General features: G+C 73.3%; 2 pseudogenes. Both read right to left on the bottom strand.

What is annotated here, in order from left to right:
* Positions 1-210 (bottom strand): annotated as a pseudogene (locus DVK07_RS21365) (hypothetical protein); the annotation flags it as partial.
* A 1-nt stretch (position 211) separates the two neighbouring features.
* Positions 212-487: pseudogene (locus tag DVK07_RS21360) on the bottom strand (serine/threonine protein phosphatase); the annotation flags it as partial.

Below are 487 nucleotides of genomic sequence, written 5' to 3'. Positions count from 1 at the left end.
CGGCGGCGGGTCGGCCGCGATCGGCGGCGTGCGCGGCGGCACTGCGCGCTGCCACGTCTCCGGCGAGAGGACGACTGCGTCGTCTCCCGCTTCGCTTTCGACGTCGTCCTCGTCAGCCGGCTCGCCCTCGGACGGCTCTGCCGCGTTCCCGTCGGCGTCCGGTTCGCTCACGGAGTCGGTCGCGCCGTCCGCGTCGTCAGGGTCGGTCATCTCAGCCCAACTCGGCGACGTCGACGACCTTGGCGTCGCTCCGGTCGACCCCGCCGCGGAGCGCGGGGACCGCGGTGAGCGTCTCCTCGCGGAGGTCGTACGCGGTGAGCGAGCCGCCGTAGACGCAGCCGGTGTCGAGTCCGACCGCCCACTCCGAGACGACGGGCTCGTCGAGCACGGTGTGTCCGAAGAACACCCGGGGCGGCCCGGCGTACTCCTCGTACCAGTACGGCGAGTCGTAGCTGCCGCCCGGGACCAGCGAGCGGGTGTTCTGGAG

This window comes from Halorubrum sp. Atlit-26R, assembly GCF_003666015.1.
Classification (GTDB): domain Archaea; phylum Halobacteriota; class Halobacteria; order Halobacteriales; family Haloferacaceae; genus Halorubrum.
The sequence above is the reverse complement of the archived record's forward strand: the minus strand, read 5'-3'. Positions and strand labels throughout refer to the sequence as shown.